This window comes from Bacillus pinisoli (genome assembly GCF_023036475.1).
GTDB classification, from domain to species: domain Bacteria; phylum Bacillota; class Bacilli; order Bacillales; family SA4; genus Bacillus_BS; species Bacillus_BS pinisoli.
The window spans coordinates 22,719-40,704 of sequence record NZ_JAJQKI010000022.1; the positions used below are offsets into that span (position 1 = coordinate 22,719).

General features: G+C 36.4%; 20 protein-coding genes and 2 tRNA genes. 3 read left to right on the plus strand and 19 right to left on the minus strand.

Going from position 1 to position 17,986, the window contains the following annotated elements; all coding sequences use genetic code 11:
• Positions 1-6: 6 nt before the first annotated feature.
• Positions 7-204, plus strand: coding sequence for a YdiK family protein (locus LT143_RS19525; protein ID WP_246946083.1), 198 nt, complete (start codon positions 7-9; stop codon positions 202-204).
• A gap of 22 nt (positions 205-226) precedes the next feature.
• Here LT143_RS19525 and tatC read toward each other — a convergent pair whose 3' ends face one another.
• From tatC to moaC, 4 genes are read right to left on the minus strand one after another with little or no spacing between them, the layout of a single operon-like run.
• Positions 227-973, minus strand: coding sequence for a twin-arginine translocase subunit TatC (tatC, locus tag LT143_RS19530; RefSeq protein ID WP_246946084.1), 747 nt, complete (start codon positions 971-973; stop codon positions 227-229).
• 17 nt (positions 974-990) lie between these two features.
• Complete coding sequence (locus tag LT143_RS19535) at positions 991-1,173, minus strand: twin-arginine translocase TatA/TatE family subunit (RefSeq protein WP_246946085.1); 183 nt, start codon at positions 1,171-1,173, stop codon at positions 991-993.
• Positions 1,174-1,187: 14 nt separating this feature from the next.
• Entirely contained in the window at positions 1,188-1,826 is a 639-nt protein-coding gene (locus LT143_RS19540) for a redox-sensing transcriptional repressor Rex (RefSeq protein WP_246946086.1), read from the minus strand.
• An 18-nt stretch (positions 1,827-1,844) separates the two neighbouring features.
• Complete coding sequence (moaC, locus tag LT143_RS19545) at positions 1,845-2,327, minus strand: cyclic pyranopterin monophosphate synthase MoaC (RefSeq protein ID WP_246946087.1); 483 nt, start codon at positions 2,325-2,327, stop codon at positions 1,845-1,847.
• Between the two features lie 165 nt (positions 2,328-2,492).
• On the opposite strand from moaC, the gene LT143_RS19550 reads away from it, so the two are divergent.
• Both LT143_RS19550 and LT143_RS19555 read left to right on the plus strand, forming a co-directional pair.
• On the plus strand, positions 2,493-4,427 hold the full coding sequence (locus LT143_RS19550) for an ABC-F family ATP-binding cassette domain-containing protein (protein ID WP_246946088.1): 1,935 nt from the start codon (positions 2,493-2,495) through the stop codon (positions 4,425-4,427).
• 409 nt (positions 4,428-4,836) lie between these two features.
• Complete coding sequence (locus LT143_RS19555; RefSeq protein WP_246946089.1) at positions 4,837-6,321, plus strand: esterase/lipase family protein; 1,485 nt, start codon at positions 4,837-4,839, stop codon at positions 6,319-6,321.
• A 160-nt stretch (positions 6,322-6,481) separates the two neighbouring features.
• Here the strand turns inward: LT143_RS19555 and LT143_RS19560 are convergent, their stop codons facing one another.
• The 15 genes from LT143_RS19560 to LT143_RS19630 form a co-directional block, all read right to left on the minus strand.
• Positions 6,482-6,931: a hypothetical protein gene (locus LT143_RS19560; protein WP_246946090.1), complete on the minus strand. Its 450-nt coding sequence runs from the start codon at positions 6,929-6,931 to the stop codon at positions 6,482-6,484.
• 21 nt (positions 6,932-6,952) lie between these two features.
• Positions 6,953-7,249: a zf-HC2 domain-containing protein gene (locus LT143_RS19565; RefSeq protein ID WP_246946091.1), complete on the minus strand. Its 297-nt coding sequence runs from the start codon at positions 7,247-7,249 to the stop codon at positions 6,953-6,955.
• Positions 7,230-7,772, minus strand: a complete 543-nt coding sequence (locus LT143_RS19570; RefSeq protein ID WP_246946092.1) for a sigma-70 family RNA polymerase sigma factor — start codon at positions 7,770-7,772, stop codon at positions 7,230-7,232. Before LT143_RS19570 ends, LT143_RS19565 begins: the two co-directional genes overlap by 20 nt.
• Positions 7,757-8,020 (minus strand): hypothetical protein, encoded by a 264-nt coding sequence (locus tag LT143_RS19575; protein ID WP_246946093.1) that lies wholly within the window; start codon positions 8,018-8,020, stop codon positions 7,757-7,759. The genes LT143_RS19570 and LT143_RS19575 overlap by 16 nt, the downstream gene beginning before the upstream one ends.
• Positions 8,013-9,965 carry a cytidylyltransferase family protein gene (locus LT143_RS19580; protein WP_246946094.1) on the minus strand — a complete coding sequence of 651 codons (1,953 nt, stop codon included), beginning with the start codon at positions 9,963-9,965 and terminating at the stop codon, positions 8,013-8,015. The genes LT143_RS19575 and LT143_RS19580 overlap by 8 nt, the downstream gene beginning before the upstream one ends.
• A gap of 156 nt (positions 9,966-10,121) precedes the next feature.
• Positions 10,122-11,138: a tRNA (adenosine(37)-N6)-threonylcarbamoyltransferase complex transferase subunit TsaD gene (gene tsaD / locus LT143_RS19585; RefSeq protein ID WP_246946095.1), complete on the minus strand. Its 1,017-nt coding sequence runs from the start codon at positions 11,136-11,138 to the stop codon at positions 10,122-10,124.
• Positions 11,110-11,586: a ribosomal protein S18-alanine N-acetyltransferase gene (gene rimI, locus LT143_RS19590; protein ID WP_246946096.1), complete on the minus strand. Its 477-nt coding sequence runs from the start codon at positions 11,584-11,586 to the stop codon at positions 11,110-11,112. The genes tsaD and rimI overlap by 29 nt, the downstream gene beginning before the upstream one ends.
• Before the next feature lie 212 nt (positions 11,587-11,798).
• On the minus strand, positions 11,799-12,488 hold the full coding sequence (gene tsaB, locus LT143_RS19595) for a tRNA (adenosine(37)-N6)-threonylcarbamoyltransferase complex dimerization subunit type 1 TsaB (RefSeq protein WP_246946097.1): 690 nt from the start codon (positions 12,486-12,488) through the stop codon (positions 11,799-11,801).
• Complete coding sequence (gene tsaE / locus LT143_RS19600; RefSeq protein WP_246946098.1) at positions 12,469-12,939, minus strand: tRNA (adenosine(37)-N6)-threonylcarbamoyltransferase complex ATPase subunit type 1 TsaE; 471 nt, start codon at positions 12,937-12,939, stop codon at positions 12,469-12,471. Before tsaE ends, tsaB begins: the two co-directional genes overlap by 20 nt.
• On the minus strand, positions 12,917-13,918 hold the full coding sequence (gene thiL, locus LT143_RS19605; RefSeq protein WP_246946099.1) for a thiamine-phosphate kinase: 1,002 nt from the start codon (positions 13,916-13,918) through the stop codon (positions 12,917-12,919). Before thiL ends, tsaE begins: the two co-directional genes overlap by 23 nt.
• 114 nt (positions 13,919-14,032) lie before the next feature.
• Positions 14,033-14,108 (minus strand) — tRNA-Asp (locus LT143_RS19610).
• A gap of 161 nt (positions 14,109-14,269) precedes the next feature.
• Positions 14,270-14,346 (minus strand) — tRNA-Met (locus tag LT143_RS19615).
• A gap of 346 nt (positions 14,347-14,692) precedes the next feature.
• Positions 14,693-15,598 carry a DMT family transporter gene (locus tag LT143_RS19620; RefSeq protein WP_246946100.1) on the minus strand — a complete coding sequence of 302 codons (906 nt, stop codon included), beginning with the start codon at positions 15,596-15,598 and terminating at the stop codon, positions 14,693-14,695.
• Positions 15,598-16,161: a bifunctional transcriptional activator/DNA repair enzyme AdaA gene (locus tag LT143_RS19625; RefSeq protein WP_246946101.1), complete on the minus strand. Its 564-nt coding sequence runs from the start codon at positions 16,159-16,161 to the stop codon at positions 15,598-15,600. Before LT143_RS19625 ends, LT143_RS19620 begins: the two co-directional genes overlap by 1 nt.
• Before the next feature lie 184 nt (positions 16,162-16,345).
• Positions 16,346-17,485 (minus strand): trans-sulfuration enzyme family protein, encoded by a 1,140-nt coding sequence (locus LT143_RS19630; protein ID WP_336296633.1) that lies wholly within the window; start codon positions 17,483-17,485, stop codon positions 16,346-16,348.
• Between the last annotated feature and the right edge of the window lie 501 nt (positions 17,486-17,986).

Sequence of the window (17,986 nt, forward strand, 5' to 3'; positions counted from 1 at the left end):
AGCAATATGCGTACTTCACCATTTTTAATGGGTATTCTTTACTTTGGTATGGGCGTCATTTTCATCGTACTTGCCATCCAAAGTAAAACAGAGGATATTTGGAGTTTTCCAACTATTATTCTTATGCTTGTCGCTACATTTGATTTTGGAGTATCAATTAGAATGTTCTCTTTACATAAGCGAATAAAACAAGTAAAAAAATAAGACTCCCACAAGAGTCTTATTTTTATTCCTCGTTATTCATTTCCGATTCAGCCATTAACCTTTTTCTATAAGCACTTCTTGAAATTAATATACTAATTTCATATAAAATAAATAACGGAATCGTCACCATTAAGTGTGAAATTAATTCCGGCGGGGTAATAAATGCCCCAATAACTAATAATACGAAGTATGCATATTTTCTTACCTTTGTTAAAAAGTCTGGTGTTACAATTCCTAGCCGCGTCAAGAACATAATAACGACTGGAAGCTGAAACAGTAAACCAAATGGAATCGTTAGTTGAATTAAGAAGTCGAAGTACTCATTTATTCCAATTACCTGCTCAATATGCAAGCGTTCTGAAAGTCTTGTCATGAAGTCTACGACAAATGGAAAGAGAACAAAATACGAGAATGAAATCCCTGTTAAGAAAAGCAAGAGGGAAATCGGTATATAACTTAGCGTTACCTTTCGTTCTTTTTCATATAATCCTGGGCTGATAAAAGCCCATAATTGATATAAGGAAATCGGAAAGGTCATAATAAAAGCTATGATAAAAGCAAATTCCATATACACTTTTATTGGATCCGTTAATCTAAATGCGTTCATCGTCAGTTCTTTTGCTTCATCCGCATGTTGTAAATAAACAATTAAAGGCTCCGCTAAAAAGAAACTTCCAACCATTGCAAACAAGAAGAAAACGACTACGATAATCAGTCGTTTTCTAAGTTCTCCGATATGATCATAGACGGACATTTCATTGTAATTCATCATATCTCATCCTAACTTTACTTGTTACCTTCTTTTTTCTTGTCATCGTCCTCATCATCTGCTAAACCTTTTGTAGCGTTTTTAAACTCACGTAGTGTATTTCCTGCTGCTTTCCCAAGTTCAGGCAACTTTTTAGGTCCGAATATTAATAAAGCTACGAATACGATTAATAATAGGCTTCCAATTCCAACGTTTGGCACACCCATCACCTCCTTTAATCAAGTGGATATGTTTTTAAAAAGTATATTAATGACTGTAGTTCAATTGATAAATCAATATGGTGAATCCTCACATGCTCCGGAACATTAATTCGGGCTGGAGTAAAATTCAGTATACCTTTAATTCCTTTAGATACTAATCGATCTGTAATAGGCTGAGCAACAGAAGCCGGGACCGTTAAGATCGCAACAGAGACATCTTGCTGTATCCGCTCTTCTAACTCATCTAAATGATAGATGGGTACTCCCCCGATATCTGAACCAACGATAGAAGTTTCGATGTCAAACGCCATTTCTATTTTCGTACTATTATTCTTAAGGAAATTATAGTTTAGAAAGGCAGTTCCTAAATTCCCAACACCTATTAAGGTCACCTTCGTTAGCTCATCCTGATCTAGAGTTTTTCTAAAAAAGGTTAATAAATATTGAATATTATAACCATACCCCTTTTTTCCTAACGCTCCAAAATAGGAGAAGTCCCGACGGATTGTTGCGGAATCTACTTTAACCGCTTCACTTAATTCTGCTGATGACACTCTTTGTTTCCCCGATAAATATAAGTTCTTTAAAAACCGATAATATAACGGTAATCGTTTAGCCGTAGCTTGTGGTATTTTTGCTTGATCTTCACTCAATGATATCACCCGTATATGTTACGTTCTTTGGTAATCTCCGCTTTTGCCTCCCGTTTTGGTAATCAAATAGGTTGGCCCAATAATCATTCCTTTATCAACCGCTTTACACATATCATAAACAGTCAGAGCACATGCAGAAACAGCCGTTAAAGCTTCCATTTCAACACCTGTACTTCCTTTTGTCTTCACTTCACCTTCAATGATCAATTCAAATTGATCGTCCTTTTGTTCCCATGTAAAGGAAATATTTACGCCCTTTATAGGAATCGGATGACACATCGGAATGATGTCAGGAGTTTTTTTAGCAGCCATAATCCCTGCTACCTGTGCTACTGCTAGCACGTCTCCTTTTTCCATTTCCGAACTAATAATCTTTTGATAAATCTCACGGGATACCTCAATACTAGATCTTGCAACCGCTGTGCGGACTGTATCTGTCTTAGAAGTGATATCTACCATTTTTGCATGACCTTGTTCATTAAAGTGGGTAAATTCTGCCATTATATAAACCCCTCCCTTAACATGTATTCCTACTTACGACTATACACTATTTTGAAAAACTTGTCGCATCCCTTTGTGAACAATTTCTTACTTCTAGCATGCTCATCTATTGCCCCTTCTACCAAATATATATACACTATTAGTAGGAAACTTGAGGTGAACAATATGATTGTATTGCAATTAAATCAGATCACAAAATATTTTGGCTCAGAGCCTATTCTTTCTAATATAAAACTAGAAGTACAATCTAAAGACCGAATTGCACTTGTTGGTAGAAATGGTGCTGGTAAATCAACACTTTTAAAAATCATCGCTGGTATTCATTCACAGGATAGTGGAGAAATCATTAAACCAAAGGATGTCACAATAGGCTATCTAGCACAGCATACCGGGCTAGAAACGAAGCTCTCTATTTATGAAGAATTATTAACTGTGTTTGATCACTTAAAACAACAGGAAAAACAGCTTCGCCAAATGGAAGAGCAAATGGGGGAACCTGCATTATTTGAGGATCAAACCCGCTATAACCGTGTGTTAAAGGAATATGATCTCCTTCAGGAACAATTTAAACAACAAGGCGGCTACCAATACGAGTCCGATATAAGATCCATTCTTCATGGTTTAGGATTTGCTAACTTTGACCCTGCTACACCGATTTCTAGCTTAAGTGGTGGCCAAAAAACAAGATTAGCTCTCGGAAAACTACTCTTATCAAAGCCGAATATCCTTATTCTGGACGAGCCAACGAACCACTTGGACATGGATACTTTGTCATGGCTTGAACAATATTTAACCTCTTATCCCGGGGCAATATTAATTGTTTCTCATGATCGCTACTTTTTAGACAAGGTGGTCAATCAAGTCTATGAATTGTCTAGAACAACCATGTTTAAGTACCATGGAAACTATAGTCAGTACCTTGTAAAAAAAGCAGAGAATTATGAACGTGAACTAAAGCAGTTTGAAAAGCAGCAAGAGGAAGTGGCAAAACTTAAGGATTTTATCCAACGTAATATTGCGAGAGCCTCTACAACGAAACGAGCACAAAGCAGAAGAAAACAGCTTGATCGAATGACCTTAATGGACAGGCCTGCTGGTGATGAAAAATCCGCTTCCTTTCATTTTGATATCACCCGTCAAAGTGGAAATATCGTATTAAAAGTGGAGGATTTGGCCATTTCCTATGAAAAGGAAGAGCCAACAATCCGTAATATTAGCTTTACCTTAAATCGTGAAGATAGTATCGCACTCATTGGTCCAAATGGAATTGGAAAATCTAGTTTACTAAAAGGTATTATAAATAAAATTTCTCCTTCCAATGGGACTGTTCAGTTTGGCTCCAATGTAACTATAGGTTACTATGACCAAGAACAGGCTAACTTAAAGTCTAATAAACGAGTGTTAAATGAACTATGGGACGATTATCCACATGTTCCTGAAAAAGAAATTCGTACGGTATTGGGGAACTTTTTATTCTCTGGAGATGATGTCTTAAAAGAAGTGTCAAGTCTTAGCGGTGGAGAAAAAGCGAGATTAGCTCTCTCCAAACTAATGATGCAAAAGGCTAACTTCCTTATTCTAGATGAACCAACGAACCATTTAGACTTAGACAGCAAAGAGATCTTAGAAAACGCATTAATTGATTATCCAGGAACCATTCTTTTCGTTTCACACGATCGTTACTTTATCAACAGAATTGCCTCAAAGGTGTTGGAATTAGAAAGCACCTCTATTACTGAGTACTTAGGTGATTATGATTACTTCTTAGAAAAAAAAGAAATGCTTGCCGAATTAGAAGAATTAGAGAAAAGTTCTACAGTACCCGCTAAAGAAACAGTCAAAGAAGAAAAGCGTAGCTTTGAAGAAGAAAAAGAACTCAAGCGTATAGAGCGTCAAAGAAAACGTAGAATTGAAGAGATCGAGAAGGAAATTGCTTCCTTGGAGGAAATCATCTCTTCTAATGAAGAAAAACTGTGTGATCCAGACATCTATCAGGATCATGAAGTAGTACAACAGTTAAACAATGAAAATCAGCAGGCTAACGAGGAACTCGAAAAACTGATGGTTGAATGGGAACAACTTCTTGAACAAGCCGATTAACCAGTGATCCACAATCACTGGTTTTTTCATGGATTTTTTAGCTAATTAAACTCTAAAAAGTACCAAGAAGAAACTTATTAAAAAAACAATTCACATATTCACAAGCTTATACACAATATTAACACCTACTACTAAAGGATTTTTTGTACTTTTCCACAAAATCCACTTAAAACTATTAACATATCCACAGGTTTATCCACAACTTCTGGTTATTTTGGATAGATCTGTGTAAAACTCAAGAGTTTTGCTTTTATTTTTAACATATTACCACCAAAAAACTGGAGTTATCCACAAAAAAAACTTTTTTTCTCCTCAATGTAAGAAAAATTGTACTGCCGTTTTCCTATTTGCAATAAATATATATATTGATGAAACATTTTTCATCAATACTACGTAAAGGAGCGAATAAATGCTTAAAAGAGTTCTGCTTGTATTTGTAACCGCTTTCTTGATTTTCCCTTCTTTTTCTCATGCTGGATCGTTTGGAAAAGGTAATGATCCTTCAGGTGTACCAGGTCAATGGTATGTTGGTACAACCCCATCCTATGTCACACCCACTAAACACCCTATCTTGTTTGTACATGGACTAAATAGTTCCTCAAACACTTGGTGGAACGATAATAACATGTACGATACTGCGTACCAAAATGGCTATGAAACGGCATTTATTGATCTATATCCGACCAAAAATATGTGGGATAATGGCTTATTACTTTCAGAAAAAATTCGCGATATGTATAACTACTTTGGAGAGAAGGTTGTTGTTGTTGCCCACAGCAAAGGTGGAATTGACACACAATCTGCACTCGTACATTATGGTGCCTATCCATATGTTGCACGTGTCATTACGTTATCTTCCCCTCACTATGGTTCAGAGTTAGCTGATTTGGCATACAGTAGTTCTGCTGGTTGGCTTGCAGGCATATTAGGGAGTAAAAGTGACGCGACGTATTCTCTTCAAACTGGCTATATGAAAAACTTCCGTAGCCAAACAGATTATCACGCTAATGTCTCGAAAATAGACTTTTATACCTTAGCAGGCACAAAATGGGGCAGTTTTGGTTCTTCCTTATACTGGGGCGGATTATACTTAAGAAGCTATGGTTCTAATGACGGGGCAGTTACCGTAAAAAGCTCAAGATTACCATACAGTACAGAACTTCGCGTTGGTGATTGGAACCATTCAACTATTAGAACGGGAACAGCTACGTTTAATATTTTTAAAAATTATTTAAATGAAAGTTCAACAGCGACATCGTCACTGCAAGCACAAAGCATAGAAAATGAGTTAGGCGTCTCTACGTTTGTTCGTGGTGGTGCAGCTAAAGGTAAGAAGAAGGAATCTATCTTTGTTGAAAGTGGTGTAAATGCCGTCACAATTGATTGGATCAGTGACCATGAGGACCCAGCAATTTTGTTAACATCTCCAAGTAATACTGATTACTCTTCCTTTACAGTTGAAAAGGATACAGAATTTTTTAATGGAGCCTTCCACCACTCTATTACATTACAAAACCCAACTGCTGGGGAATGGACGGTTGAATCTCAAACTAATGCTACTGAGCACTATCTCCTTCACGTTGAATTAGATAGTAGTTTAAATGATGATCTTCAAGTAGATATTACAGGGGATCAACTAAATGTAAAAAAGAAGAACCAAAAACTACAAGTTAAAACAGAGATGACAATTGAATATTATAAAAATGGTAAGTTAAAGCAAGGTAAAGTAAAAGCTTCTAAAACAGGTGACAGCTTTAAAATTCCTAAGCTGGGTGAAGGCGTTTATAATATGACTGTTGAAATAGAAGGAAAACAACAAAATAATGAGAAATTCTTGCGTACTGTCATTAAAACCGTTTACGTTGATGCTTCCGGGAAGCTACATTATGACTAACGCAAAAAAGAGGAGCCATTGATGGCTTCTCTTTTTTGTATCGGTGATTATTAAAGGCTCTTTTCTAAAACTTTGTTGCTTTCGTAAAAATCCGGCTTTAGGGATTTTTACGAAAGCAACAATCTATACGAAAAGAGCCTTATTAAAAGACTGGTCCCTACTAATGAGAGACAAACCGCATCCATCTGTATAACATGACATAAAATGCTATTTCAACAAGAATAAGAAAAGAGATATCAATAAAAGAATGATCAATTAGATTTCCACCAGTTATAAACAGGGAGATTATGAGAAAGAGAAGATATAAAAGAATACCATATATAATTATCTTTATTCCTATTGGGAAACCCAAACTAATAAATCTTTCTATAAAGAATTTCCCATCTCCTTTTTGATTTAGCTGATAACATACTATAATCCCACTAATTGAAATTGTGAGGGAAAAGAACATTTCCAAATATTTATACCCATTTGAAGCATACTCAATTGGAAAATAAGTGAAAAGTGAAGAAGACATTATAAAAATAAAAAAATATAAGAACTTTTCTTTTTCTGCCACTTTTCCATTCTTAAGCTTAATTGCTAGTTTTTCCACATTCCAAAAAACCATTTCAAACCCACCCTTCGTATTTTAAAAGAGAAAAGCCACAAACACGAAAAATACATATATAATAAGAAATCCTACGGTACCTTTTGCAATCAAACGACCATAATATCTACGCCAGACTTCCTCGCTTTTGTTTGGTTGTATCTTCTCATTCTGAGTCCGCACTAGGTCATTGATATCAATAGGGTCAGCCATCATATCAAACATTTCTTTGCAATCACTACATACCTTAAGATGTTCTTCCACACACTTTTTTGTTAAGGTGGAGCAATCATCTTCTAAGTAGAGAGGTAATAGGTCTCTAATCAAAAAGCATTTCATTTGCATCATCCTTCTTGTTTTCGGCTCGCCTTTTAAGCTCCAGTTTAGCTCGGTGTAAGTTGGTTTTAACTTTTGAAATCTTCCAATCTAGTATGTCACCAATTTCATCATACGAAAGCTCTTGAAATTCTCTTAGTATTAATACATGCTGATAGTCTTCCTTCAGCTCCGATAATAGTTGAAGAATGTATAATTGCTTTTCTTTTCCATACAAGCGTGATTCAGGATTTATATATAAAGATTGCTCTAACTCAAACTCATGTAAATCAATAGGCTGAAAACTAACCTTTGATTCTTTTCGATACCAATTAATAAAGGTATGGTGAGCAATTCGATAAAGCCAAGTTTTGATTGATGACCTTCCTTGAAAAGTAGATAATCCATTAAAAGCCTTTAAAAAAGTGTCTTGCGCTAAATCTTGTGCAAGTTCTTTTTGTTGTACACGTTGAAGGAGATAGAAGAAGATTTCTTGATAATAAAGTTCATATAGTTCTTCGAGACGGCTCATTACAGGAAGTACCATAATGACATCCACATGGATATAAACATAAAGAAACTATACATTCCAATTGTCAGGAGTCTTATTGACCTTATTTTTTGATAATCCGCATCCACTGTTTTATTCTCCAACACTTTTTCTTTTATCGCTAAACAATGGATACAAGACTTCTCATGCATTTTCATCCAATCTACTGTTTCTTCCTCTACTTCTCCTTCTTTATATAACTCATATAGATCTTGATAAAGAGCACAATCAATCTGCTTAGTCATATAACGAATCCACCCTTTTTGTTTCTACATCCACTAAATATAGCCGGTGTTCGGAGCTGCCAAATGGCTGAACTACAACCAACCATGCTTTTCTCATTTTTTCATTCCGGTCCACTACATAAGCAAATTCAGCTCGAGTTGCATATGGTTTATATGATAATTGTTTTTCTAAAATTTGGATAGCCTCTCGACCTTCTGAGTTTTTAGTATGACTCTTTGGATGGAAGAGTTGATCTATAGTCTTATAATAAGTAAATCCCGTATACCCTTTGTAATAACCAAAAACATGTTCGTAAGATAGTTGATTCCAAGTTTGATGTTTTTTGCTATACACCCATGCACTACTTGATCTAAATCGTTCCCAACTAGCTAGATTTATTCCTTTTAACATCTTAATTTTCTCTTCCATTTCAGGAAGTTCGTCCTCATGATTAAAGTCCCTGCTAAAACTGATTACCTCTCCACTAAATCCATCAATCACTAAACGGTCCTGATTCTTCATTTCCAGCATGATTTCAATTCGTCTGTTACTATATCCGTATTGAACATGCCAGGTAACGTACGGTGTCATTTCTAGCTCTATCGACTCATACCATTCTGCAAGGATTCCTTGAATGTCCTCACTTGTAATTTGGATATTTCGTAAAGATTCAATAGCATATCCAACTGGCCGTTCATGAAACGACATGAGTGACTCTTTCTCCCACGTAAAAGTTGAACCAACGTACCATTCAGCATTTACATAAGTACCATCCGAAAACTTAGGTAAAATTGAAACTGTTACCTGATTTTCTAATTCTTCCGTTATTATTTCAATCCGGTGTTCAGGTAATAACTCTCTCCCTAATGAATGGAGTAGGCTAATAGACTTTTCTACATATTCCTGTGTTTTTAATTCCTCTCCTTTAGGTAATTCATTTCGAGTAAAACTATTGACCATGCCCGAAATACCATCAATCTCAATTGAAATCTTGTCTGTACTAAACCGGTACACATTATGAAAGTCTTCCTGCGGACGATGAAAAAACGTAAAATCTTTTTCATCCGTTATGATTTCAGCTAACTTTTTTGCTTCGTCTAAGTTTACTAAATCTGTATCTTCATAATATCTAAGCTTCACTTCTGCATCAGTCGTGGCCATAGCAATATTCCCAACGTTATAGATAGGATTTAATAATAGTAAAAACACCCCTACAGTACTATACATAATGACTTTATTAACTTTTTGGATAGGTTCTCTTTGTGATGAATTCATTAAATGGTAAGTCATTAATAATCCTAAAAAGAGCGCGAGGCTTGAAAGTTCCATAACTTGATGCATTCCTACATATGGCCTTTGATGTGCAAACAATGGAACTAATGGCATGATGACTAAGATATAAAACAACAAAAGGAGTTGAATGTTGGGTCTCCAGTAGTTATGAAAAAATAATATAAATAAGGCACCAATATAACCAATCAGTACAATCGTAAAAACAAACCCTATGACTCTAGTTACATGATCTAATCCACTATTAAGGTTGAGACTTGTTAATAAGTGTAAAACTGGTAGGGTTACCACTGCCAAATCGAATACGTAGAACATTCCTTTATTTACTCTTTGGCTGATCGTCACGATATAATAAAAACCTACTACAATAACGTATCCATATAAGAAAAAATATAGAAATTGTCGAGCTGAAGTATTCCGTTCTAAATAGATGGTTGTTAATTCGGTAACCTTCACTTGATGAAACATTTCAATAGATAATCCAATGAGCAAAATAAACCGAATGGACATTCCAACATATACGGAGACCTTTTGACTCTCGTATTTCTTAATAAAAGGTAAACAAAGGGCAAATAAGGTTATTCCAAATAAAAGCCAAGTAATAAGAAATCTACTATCATTACTTAACAAAAAATAATTTTCTGTATGTAAGATCACCCTACTAATCCACTCCAAGAAGATCGCCTCTTTCCAATTATTACTTCTTTAATACTGACAATTAACTTTATCAAAAGTTTCAAGAATAACTAAAAAAAAGCATGCGTAGATGAACAAGTTCATCTAAACATGCTTTTAATATGTATCAATTCACATATGGGGTAGCTTGACCAGTTAAAAAGACGTCAACGGCAACCCAGGATTTGCGTTCAATCCTAGAGCAGAAGTTTTTCCTTTTGCAAAAGCAATACTGCCTGCTGCTGCAATCATCGCTGCATTATCTGTACATAATGAGAGAGGAGGAATGACAAGATTGACATCCGTTTCACTACGAAACGTTTCTTCAAGCTTGGCTCTAAGCCCCTTATTGGCAGCCACTCCACCTGCAAGTAAAACCTGCTTTACTTTAAACTCTTGAGTCGCTTTTTTTGTCTTAGTCACTAGAACTTCGACTACACTTTCTTGAAAACTAGCTGCCAAATCTTCCGGTTTAATTTCCACACCGCGCTGTTTGGCATTATGTAGCGTGTTAATAACGGCAGATTTTAATCCACTAAAACTGAAGTCATAAGAATCTGGTTCCAGCCATGCTCGCGGTAGATCTAATGTAGGTTGTCCTTCATGAGCAAGACGATCAATATGGGGACCACCTGGATATGGTAGATTTAACGTTCTTGCTACCTTATCATAAGCTTCACCTGCTGCATCATCTCTCGTCTCACCGATGACCTCGAAGGATCCATGCTCCTTCATCAGTACAAGTTCCGTATGACCACCTGAGACCACTAAAGATAGAAGTGGGAATTGAAACTCTGAAATAAAACGATTTGCATAAATGTGTCCTGCAATATGATGCACGCCCACTAATGGAATGGAGTGAGCGAAGGCAATTGCTTTCGCCGCGTTTACCCCAATTAGTAAAGCTCCCACTAGCCCTGGGCCTTCCGTTACAGCTATCGCATCAATATCTTTAAAGGTAACATCAGCCTGTTGCATCGCTTCCTCTAATACAATCGTAAGCTGCTCAACATGATGTCTAGATGCAATCTCCGGGACTACTCCACCAAATCGCTTATGACTTTCAATTTGAGATGCTACCACATTGGATAAAATCTCATTGCCATTTCTAACAATGGCGACTGCTGTTTCATCACAGCTTGTTTCAATTCCTAGTATGATTTGCTGTTTCATATATATTCACCCACATTACCAAGGCATCCTCGCCATTATCGGTATAATAGTTTTTTCTAATTCCGCCATCCTGAAAGCCAAGTTTTCTGTACAAAGATTGTGCAACCACATTCGTTACCCTAACCTCTAGAGATAATCTTTGAGCACCTAAAGCTTTCACCAGCTCCATAGCCTGATTTAATAAGGCCTCTCCTAGTTTCCTACCACGGTATTCTGGTAGAACCGCAATGTTAGTAACATGGGCTTCTTCAAGAACAACCCATAACCCACAATAACCTATAACATTATTTTGTTCTAACATCACGACATAACTTGCATATGGATTATTTGTTAATTCATTGTAAAAAGCTTCTCTACTCCATGGAACGGTAAAGGACAAATGCTCAATGATTAATATCTGATCTATATCTGCTACAGTCATCAATCGAAAAGAGATGGAATCGTTCACTTTTACTCCCTCCCTCTTATTTATGTCTCTTTTCTAAAACATTGTTGCTTTCTAACCTATTCATCTGAAACTGAACTACTATTAACGATAAAATGAAATATTTATCTATTAGAAAAGAGCGACTTTCAAGATGAAAAGTAGAAGACATTATATTAGGAAGTAAAAATCCGGCTTTTGGGATTTTTACAATAGCCAATCTATACAAGAAACTCTTATTTATTCGCGGCTAACCAATTTGCTTCTGCTTCTGCTAAACGAAGATAACTTGGAACAAAGGAGTGTAAGTCATCTGCTTCTCGTTCTAAACCAATTTGAGCCAATACAGATGGTCTAGGATTCCAATCTAAATAAGAAGAAATAACAGCTTGTTCTCCTAGTGTATTTTTAATTTTTTCCTTATGTATGGGAACGTCATTACCTAAAAAAACAACTGGTTCCTTGCGTTCCTTTAATAGCTCCAACCAATCGCTTAACTGAACATTCTGGTCATCTAAAACAGACTCCAGTTGTTCACCGTTCTTTTTATATAAGCCTGTATATAATTGCTCTCTTCTTGCGTCCATTAACGGGCATATGAGGCCTTCAAACTGACTTTGATTCCACGCTAACTGTTCTAAGCTAGACACACCAAGTAAAGGAATCTGCAAACTCCAAGCTAAGGTTTTCGCAATAGAGACTCCAATTCTTACACCAGTATATGAACCCGGACCTTTGGCTACCACAATTTTATCTAGCATGCTAGGCGTGACTTCACAATCCTTCATGAGCTGTTCGATTGCCGGCATTAACCGAATGGAATGGTTCTTCTTAATATTCGTTATGTACTCTCCAACTATTGTTTTTCCATCTGATAAAGCAACACCCATAACATAGGTAGAGGTATCAATGGCTAATATCTTCATGATTGTTTAACTCCTTGCCTAATTGTTCATATCTCTCACCAAAGGCTTCATAGACAATTTTTCGTTGTTGGTCATCTTCTCTGGTAATTTTAATTAATGCATATTCTTTTGGTAGCTGCTCCTGAATAAGATGAGCCCACTCCACAACAGTAATTCCAGGACCATGAAAATACTCATCGAATCCTAAATCTTCAAACTCATCTTGAACTCGATATACGTCCATATGGTAAAGAGGGATTCTCCCTATATATTCTTTAATAATTGTAAAAGTAGGGCTGTTAACAGTTCTGTCAATGCCTAGTCCTTCAGCCAACCCTTTTGTAAAAGTCGTTTTACCAGCTCCTAAATCCCCTTCTAATAGAAGGACATCACCGGCCTGTGCAAGCTGACCAATTCTCCCTGCTAACTGCTTAGTTTCTTGTTCACTATTAGTTATCCACTGTAGTTTCATTTTGATCACCATGCTTAAAATGATTATAACCTTGTTTTTTTAATTCAATTAAATCTTGGTCCTTCTTAAGAAAAACCTGACCCGTTCCTGTTTGAACAGTCCCAACCTGTTCCACCTTTATATTATTGGCAGTGAACTGTTGTTTCAATTCTGGCCAAAGCTCTTCAGAAATACAACCTATTAGTTGATAATCCTCGCCGCCGTATAAAGCCCAATTTATTGCTTGGCCTCTTCCGAATGAAAGGATTTCCGAAGATAATGGTAGGAGATTCTCCTCTAATATCATATTAACCTGGCTGGCCTCTGCAATCTCAATCGCTTCACTTGCCACACCATCACTTATATCATTAACTGCCACTCGCTCAAACTCAATCATAATAGTGCCTGCCAAAACTTGTGGCTCCGGTAATTGATGTCGTTTAAGGAGGTACTCGTTACTATCTTGGTCGTTTAAGAGAATATGTAAACCTGCCGCCGAATCTCCTACCGTGCCAGTGATAAAAATAACATCACCTGGTCTTGCATGAGAACGCCGCAAGCTTTTTCCTTTTGTGATTTCTCCCAATACCGTAACATTTACAATTAAAGGTCCGTTTGTTGAAACAGTATCTCCGCCAATTAGAACCATATGATGCTGCATGGCCAGTTCTTCCATTCCGCGATAGAGATCCACCAATTCTTCTTCCTTCCAATGGCTTGGCACCACAAGAGAAACAAGGTAATACTTGGCCATTCCTCCCATTGCAGCCACATCACTAATATTAGCGGCAAGCGCTTTATGGCCTATTTGGTAAGGGCTCATCGTCTTTCTCGCAAAGTGCACATTCTCTACCATCGTATCCGTACAGGATATCATGTCTGTATATGCCTTCGGTCTCACAATTGCCGCGTCGTCACCTATTCCCACAATGACCTCTTCTGGTAAAGTCCGTTTAGGTGTAATTTGCTTTATAAAATCGAATTCATCCCGAATACTCATCTCTATCTACCTCTACTTAAAACGAATCCATACAAAAAACCTTAGGAATATATCCTAAGGTCCCTATATCATTATTGTCTTATTATCCATTCAAAAAAGCAAATAAATATATTATGGCGGTCCCGACGGGAATCGAACCCGCGATCTCCTGCGTGACAGGCAGGCATGTTAACCGCTACACCACGGGACCATTTCAGAAAAGAAATATGATTTATGCAATTTATTACAACTGGTACAACTGTCCCCTTCCTCTAAAGGAAAATTCAAGTATGTTAATGCGTCGGGACAACTCGAAGTCTTTTCTTTGAAGCTTCGCTCGTCGCTACACCACGGGACCATCTCAGAAAAATTTGGTTGCGGGGGCAGGATTTGAACCTACGACCTTCGGGTTATGAGCCCGACGAGCTACCAGACTGCTCCACCCCGCGATAATAAAAAGTATTAAATTTATTGAATGCATTTCATATCTTCTAGACGACCATCCCGATTTATCAATCGGTATGCTGAAGTTTTTTCGATGAAGCTTATTCGTGCGTGCTCCACCCCGCGACAATAAAAAGTATAAATTTTCTTAAATGCATATCATTTCTTTCGATGGCGACAATAGAAACTCGCATTCCTTAAAACGTCACAATAAATATCATAACATCAATATTTGGAGAAAGCAATAGTAATATCCAAAAAAATAATTCAGATTTTATAAAATCATAAATAGAAAAGGTACACACATTTATTGAGCATGCGTATACCTTACTTATTTCATATAAACTACAGTTATGACCTGAGTGTTACTACTGTTTTCTCCTTTTTAGGGTTATACCTAATATCCGAAATCAAGAAGACACTACTTAAAATAACAGTTAGACCGGCAATCATTCCTAAAGTAATTTGTTCATTAAGAAAAACAATACCCCAAATCATCCCAAACAGAGGAACCAGAAACGTCACGCTTAATGTTTTTGTCGGTCCTACATTTGCAATTAAGTAAAAATACAGGAGATACCCTATGGCAGTACATAATAGGGCTAAACAAATGACGGAGAAAGCTACTTTTGTTGTCAAAGCTGATGAAGAGGGTGGCAAGTTTAGTAGTGTGAATGGAATTAGAAGTAAAGTTGCTCCCATTTGTTGTCCAAAGGCGATTGATAAAGGTGGTACCCCATTGAATGCCTTTTTAGCATAAACACCAGCAAATCCATAAGAAACCGTTGAAAGTATGGAGAAGATGATCGCTATTATTACTTCCGAGGTAATTAATAACGGACTCCAACCCACTAAGATGATTACACCAACAATGCCTACTAAAATACCAAAACATTTCTTAACACTTAATTTTTCTTTCATCCATTTCCATGCAATAACAGCTGTAAATAACGGTGTCATAGAATTAATAATTGCTAAAATTGATGCATGTAAGTGAAGAGATGCTGTTGCAATCAAAATGAATGGAATTGCTGCATTTAACGCACCTATAATCATGTATTGTTTCCAATGCATCCCCCATCTAGTTGATTTGGCAAACATAAGAATGAAAATCAATAGAGCAGCTGATGCAATAGTTACACGTCCTTGGATGGTTGGAAACGGGCCTATTGCAGGTGAAGCAATCCTAATAAATAAAAATGATGCTCCCCATAATCCAGCTAGTCCTACCAGTGCTGCGATTTCTTTTGCTTTCACTATTGATTATCTCTCCTTTTTCTAAATTCTGTAGGTGTACATCCATAATAACGATAAAAAACTTCTGAAAAATAAGCTGAGCTTTTATATCCGATTACATGTGCAATATCCGTAATACTATCGCTGGTGTTTTCTATTAAATGAACAGAACGTAACATTCTAGCCCTTGTTTGATATTTTTGTGGTGAAAGATCTGTTATCTCTTTAAATAACCGTTGTAAATGAAACTTACTCATTCCCACTTCTTTTGCCAGTTCATCTAGAGTAAAGCTAGATGAATACCTAGCTTCAATCAGTTCTTTTGCTAACTCGACTACAACCAAGCTATCATTCGGAGCATCAATTAAGTCTGGTCTACATCGTTTACAAGGCCGGAATCCTTCTTTTACAGCTTTCGCAGATACAGAAAAGAAAATAGTATTTTTTCGAAGAGGAGGTCTTGATTTACAAGAAGGTCTACAAAATATCTTTGTTGTTTTTACAGCATAAAGAAAGAGGCCATCATAGTTACTATCACAAGTTTCCACGGCTTCCCACATTACACTATCATTTAATAAACTCATGCTTTCATTAGACCTCCTTACACTTGTTTTACCATAATTTTCAACAGTCTTGCATTCAAAATCTTGCTTTTCAATTTTATATATCTATCCTATTAAGGACTACTGTCAGAACTTGAATAATCAAAAAAAGTAGTTCAGATTGGGGTTACAGTTAAATTGTACTCCAATACTGAACTACTTAATATTAGTTTTTGGATTCACTTATCGCTTCTGTGAAAGTATCTAAGATATCTTGCTCATCCTCTATACCAATTGAAATCCGAATTAAACCTCTAGTTATGCCTAGTGCATCTAGTGTCTCCTTATCAAGAGCACGATGTGACGTTGCTATCGGGTAAGAAACGGTTGTTTCCACACCAGCAAGGGTTGGAACCAGTTTAATCCAACTGAGGGATGTAATAAACTGCTCAATATTATATTGGTGTTCATCAAGTTCTATTGTAACCATTGCACCGTTACCTTTTGATGAAAGATTGGATGGATAAAATACTTTCTTTACACCAGTAAGCTTTACCAGGCCTTCTGCAACCTTAGCAGCATTGGAGGATTGCTTCTCCATTCGTATACTCAACGTCTTTAGTCCTCTGCAAGCCAACCAGCTTTCAAAAGGACTTAGATTTGCTCCTAAATTTCCTAACTTTTGATTTACCTTCGTAATTAAATCTTGGCTTCCAACAACAACTCCTGCCGTTACATCACTATGACCGCCAATATATTTCGTAGCACTATGGATAACTAGATCAATTCCAGTCTCAAGTGGCTTACATAAAAAAGGGGTAGCAAAAGTATTATCAATCATTGAAACTAACTTATATTCCTTTGCAACATCGACAATTTGTTCTAAGTCCTCTACTCTAAGAAATGGGTTAGTAACCGATTCACTATAAATGACTTTCGTATTAGGTTTAATAGCTTCCACAATTGTTTCTCTATTAGCAAAAGAAACAAAGGACGATTCTATCCCAACTTCTTTAAGTTCCTTGGCTATTAATTGAAAGGTCCCTCCATATAGGTCATCATTCGCAATAACATGATCTCCTGTTTTGGCTACTGCTAGTATACTAACTAAAACAGCTGATAATCCGGAGGAAGTAGCTACACCAGCTTCAGCTCCTTCTAAAGAAGCGACAGCACGGCCAAGTTCATCTGTATTGGGGTTTCCTACACGTGAATATAGATAGTTTCCTTCACCCTCGTAATAAGCCTCTAACTCTTGTAACGATTTAAAAGAAAAGGCAGATGTTTGATAAATTGGGGTTACTTTACTATGGATTGTGTCTTCTTTCTTTTTAGAAAAGTGAACATTCTTCGTATGAAACTTCATTTTCATCCCCTCAGTACATTAATGTTAAACTTGACTTTACTCCTATAAAGGATAGAAGTCAATGATATTTTGTATTATTCTAATAATTATTGTAAGGTTCATCTTCACTGTTATTTATTAATTGAAGTAATTTATTAATTTGATGTGAAGAGCCTTTGTTACTTTCTTAAGACAGTCTTAAAAAGGAGTGAGATAGACAAGTTCTTAGCTACTTTTAAAGTAGTGCAGGGATGGTTTCTTCCTAAATGAAGGTATTTTAAGACTAAATTATAGAAGTATAAAGCTAGGCTATTCTGATTCTGCCTGAAGAGAGAGTCGCAGTTTTTCTCCAGAGGTGTATTTCCACGAAAATATGCATTATTTCAGCTTTTTATTGATATTTACACGAAAAAATCAGTTATTTCACGATTTTCTTTTTTATTTCACACTTTGACCATGTAATTCCGCGAAAACAAAAAACACACAAAAAAAAGTAGCTAAAATTAGCTACTTTTTTAAAGA